The organism is Streptomyces sp. (genome assembly GCF_019510245.1).
In the GTDB taxonomy this organism is placed as follows: Bacteria; Actinomycetota; Actinomycetes; order Streptomycetales; family Streptomycetaceae; genus Streptomyces.
Map to the genome: position 1 here is coordinate 1 of NZ_JAEKKT010000326.1, position 4,109 is coordinate 4,109.

Consider the following 4,109-nt stretch of genomic DNA (forward strand, 5'->3'; position numbering starts at 1 on the left):
CAGAAGGTCCAACTGCGGGAGCGGTTGGCGGGCCTGGGCTGGTTGACCTCGGACATCCTCGCCCACCTGGACGACACTCCGGACTTCTACCTCGACCAGGTCGCCCAGGTGGTGATGGACCGCTGGTCGAGTGGACGGGTTGGGTTGCTCGGGGACGCGGCGTTCAGCTCGTCGCCGATGTCCGGGCAGGGCACGGGGCTGGCCCTGGTCGGTGCCTACGTGCTGGCCGGAGAACTGGCCGCTGCCGGATGGGACCACGACGCCGGGTTCGCTCGCTACGAGGCGCGGATGCGCTCGTTCGTCGAGGCCAACCAGGAGATCGGCCGGTTGAACGCCCGCACCCGCGACGTCCCCGGGCCAGACGCCGAGCCGCGCCCCGATTTCGCCGGCGAATGGTTCACCGAGCTGGTCGGGCGCGCGATCAACGGCGTCGAGCTGCCCGACTACGCGGGGGTCCCGGACTCCACAACCTCGGCCGGCTCGCCGATCAGCTCGTCGGCCAAGCAGTAGGTGTCACAGAACGTGCCGAGAGGGACCACGCTTCGGCAGGCCACATTCTGATGCGGCGCAGATCGCCGGTATGGCTCCTTGACCCGATGGATGAGAACGGACAACTGCTGCTCAGCGCCTTGTCTCGTACCTGGTCAGGACCACGCCGCCGGGGCACGTCCGCGTCTCCACCAAATTCAGGTTCACCCAGCTGTCCAGCGCGGTGAAGAACGGCGTGCCGCCGCCGCCCAGGACCGGGTGGGTGACCAGGGCGTACTCGTCGATCAGCCCGGCCCGCACGGCGGCCCCGGCGAGAGTTGCGCCGCCGATGCTCATCGGGGCGCCGTCCTCGGCCTTGAGCCGGGTGATCTCGGCGATCGCGTCGCCGGTGACCAGGCGGGTGTTCCAGTCGACCTTGTCGATCGTCGAGGAGAACACCACCTTCGGCGTGTCCCGCCAGTTCCGTGCGAATTCGATCTGCGCCGGGGTGACGCCCGGCTGCTGGTCACCGGTCGGCCAGTAGGAGCTCATCGCCTCCCACAGTTTGCGCCCGTACAGCGACAGGCCACTCGCCTGCTCGTGGTCGAGCCACCACTGGAACAGCTCGTGGCTCGGCGGTCCGCTCCAGCCGATGTCGTCCCCGGGCGCGGCGATGTAGCCGTCCAGGGTCAGATTCATGCCATAGATCAGTTTCCGCATGGCCCAGCCTTCCGTCCGTGGGTGTCCGGCGTACAGACCAGCGCGGCGCGAGAAACTCGTCGGTGCACGATCTGGGCTCGCCGCTAGTACTCGTGCTCGGGACTCAGCGTGGTGCACTCGGCCGACGCGGGCAAGCCGCCTGATCTCGCCCTCGCCCTCACCTCGCGAGGAATGCGGCGGACTTGAGGCCGATCATGGGTGACAAGGCCGTGAGTGTGGCTGAGGAGCCAGGTGAGCGCTACCTGCCGGGGGGCGTCGAGCTCGGTCGCCCCGGACCCCAGGTACGGGGGGTCACGTCGGAAACACAGTCGTAGGCGGGGTGGTCGGGAGGCCGCCGGACGACCACGGCCGCAGCTCGGCGAACAATCCCCTACTCGGTCTCGACCGGATGCCGCGCTCCGCCAGACATAACACCGCCTTGCTCCCCAGGAGCGTCTTGCGGGTGCCCCAACTCTTCGACGGTGCAGTGGAACTGCTCCAGCTGCGCGGACAGCTGACAACCCGGTCAGTGTTCCCAGACGTCGGCCCCGCCACCGCGCCATTCGATGAGCCCAGATCGGGCGACGTCCATCTCGTCCCAGTCCTGCAAGCCGGCTTCTTGGACGAAAGCGGCGATGTCGAGGAGCCCGTAGGCGATCCCGACGAAGTGGTCGCCTATCCGGACGCGTCGGCCTCCGTCTTCAGTGGGCGGGTATACGACGACGGGCTGATCAGACGCCATAGAGCCAGCGTGCCGTCGGCGCGGTTGGGCTGCGCGGTGGGGTGGGCCAGTTGGGGGACGCTCCTCGGTGTAGGTGTTCAGCTGCGCAGGCGGCTGTCTTGGAACGTTCTTCACGCACTCCGGCCGGAGGAGGTCGTCAAGGGTGTCATGGACGCTGCGCATGACGAGTCGCGCAGCGCCTCGTCGACAGCCTCAACTGTGGCTTGGTGTGCCCTTCCCCCCACCGGGTCCAGTCGGCGCGCTTATCCGGTGCCTGCACGCGCCGGCTCTCGCGCGCTGGACTCGCACGGCGGCCTGATGTGTGGGATCTCGCGACTCGTGGCACTGAGCGCTGCTCTGACCACGAAGTTTCGGGCGTGTCTCACAGCGTGTCCCTCATCCTCGAGGTCTCAGCTCCCCCTGGTATTTCCTCGGCCCGGCATCGGGCCTGTGCGCAAGGATGAGGCCGTGCTGCCCTACGCGTACCGCGTCACCAAGTACGACCCCCCGACCGCGACCGGGCACTTCGTGAGCACCCAGGGTGAGCGCTCCGACCAGCCTGACTCCGAGTCGTGCCGACCATTGGGCCATGCAATCTCAGCTCCCCCAAGCCCGTTCAAGCACCAAGTCCTTTCCGTTGTTGTGCAAGTCAGTCGGCGTGTCATCGGATGCGGTCGAAGGTTTTCTGGGACCTGAGCGTGCCAAGATGCCGAAGGGCACGAGCGCCAGCACGTCGACTGGGCAGGAGCCAGCCATGATCAGCGGTGCACACGTCATCCTCTACAGCCACGACGCCGAGGCGGATCGCGCCTTTCTCCGTGACGTCCTCGGCTTTCCCGGCGTCGACGCAGGTGGCGGCTGGCTCATCTTCAAGCTGCCCCCAGCCGAGGTGGCCGTCCATCCAACCGACGGCCCGCCGCAGCACGAGTTCTACTTGATGTGCGACGACCTTGACGCCGAGCTCGGCGAGCTCCGCGCACAGGGGATCGAGATCACCCGCCCGGTCAGTGAGCAGCGTTGGGGCAAACTGACTGCGGTTCGCCTCCCCAGCGGCGCCGAACTCCCGCTGTACCAACCGCTGCACCCCATCGCCCACAGCCTGTGACCTCACGGCGCCCAGCCCAGCCTGACGCATCTCGCGCCGGCCATGGCGCCCCCAACACACATCGGGATCACAGCGGTTGGTAACGCTGCGACCAGTGCGCGACGCTGGGATGTTGTGTCGTCGGACTTGAGTCGCCGCAGGTCAAGGCGCCGCAACAGATCAGCTTCGGTTGCAGGTTGTCGCTGCTACCCCAGTACGCCCGGCTGCTCACGCGACAGGACATGCCCCGCCACGGCCGGTAGCATCCGCGCCCTCACACCTGTTCGCTCGGACTCGAGCCCCTTCGGCGGCGGTCCCACCCCCGATCACCTTGACGGGCCGGCCAGCCCGTCGGGAACCCCTCCCGAGCCGGTCCTTCTGTCTGCGCGCCCCAGAGCCCCCGGACGGCTCCCCCGGTGAGCGCCGTGGGAAATGTCGATCTAGCCTCCGAAATGAGCGCTTGGTGATCTTTGACGGCGCGCTCCATTCGACTCCAGGAGGACAAATGCGCAAGCTTCACAAGGCCGCTGTCGCGGTCGCCATCATCAGTGGATTCAGCTTCATGGGCGTCGGCCCTGCCACCGCCCAGGCTGCGGGAGGCTCGCATGGCGGCGGGTGCAAGTCCCACGACCTCAACATCGACATCCTCGGCGAAGTGAACCTCCTCGGCGGCCTCGCCGGCAACCTGATCAACGGCGAGGGCAGCCCGGGTGCACAGAGCACCGACATCGGTTCGGACTGCGGGCACGGCTGGTAAAGACATCCCATGACCTACTGAACCTGCTTCCGCCGCCCGGGCGCGGAACCCCTGCACCCGCCCGGCCGTCAGTGGCCGCTTGCGTTCATCTCGAGGTGAGGCCAGAGGCCCCGGACCACGGTCGGTCCGGGGCCTTCTGCCCGTCGGCCCCGGCGGCACTTGGACCGGGGGAACGCGCTTCCGGAGGCGTCGTGCCCGACGGCGCCGCTTCCCTGCCGCTCCCGGCCGGCGACATCGTCGAACGCCTGTGGTGGCGCCGGGCCAGCAGCCGGAGGATGAAGGCAACCGAGACGGACACGACCTTCCGAGCATGCTGTCGTCCCCGCACGGTTTCCTGCTCAAGTAGACCCGACGTCCCAAGGGCAGCTCATGCCCGGAAC

5 protein-coding genes are annotated in these 4,109 nt (G+C 68.0%); 3 read left to right on the forward strand and 2 right to left on the reverse strand.

The annotated features are described in order from the left end of the window. A partial coding sequence (locus JF597_RS50200) for an FAD-dependent monooxygenase (protein ID WP_294012937.1) occupies positions 1–510 on the forward strand: 510 nt, incomplete at its 5' end. A 111-nt stretch (positions 511–621) separates the two neighbouring features. On the opposite strand, the gene JF597_RS50205 is transcribed toward JF597_RS50200, so the two are convergent. Together JF597_RS50205 and JF597_RS50210 are read right to left on the reverse strand one after the other, a co-directional pair. Further along, on the reverse strand, positions 622–1,188 hold the full coding sequence (locus JF597_RS50205) for a dihydrofolate reductase family protein (RefSeq protein WP_294012939.1): 567 nt from the start codon (positions 1,186–1,188) through the stop codon (positions 622–624). 505 nt (positions 1,189–1,693) lie between these two features. Then, the gene (locus JF597_RS50210) at positions 1,694–1,909 is read right to left on the reverse strand and encodes a hypothetical protein (RefSeq protein ID WP_069760155.1); all 216 of its coding nucleotides are present in this window, start codon (positions 1,907–1,909) and stop codon (positions 1,694–1,696) included. A gap of 568 nt (positions 1,910–2,477) precedes the next feature. Here JF597_RS50210 and JF597_RS50215 point away from each other — a divergent pair. Together JF597_RS50215 and JF597_RS50220 are read left to right on the forward strand one after the other, a co-directional pair. Further along, the gene (locus tag JF597_RS50215; RefSeq protein WP_294012945.1) at positions 2,478–2,993 is read left to right on the forward strand and encodes a VOC family protein; all 516 of its coding nucleotides are present in this window, start codon (positions 2,478–2,480) and stop codon (positions 2,991–2,993) included. Between the two features lie 484 nt (positions 2,994–3,477). Next, a complete protein-coding gene (locus JF597_RS50220; protein ID WP_069760153.1) occupies positions 3,478–3,729 on the forward strand; it encodes a hypothetical protein in 252 nt (83 codons plus the stop codon). Positions 3,730–4,109 lie beyond the last annotated feature (380 nt).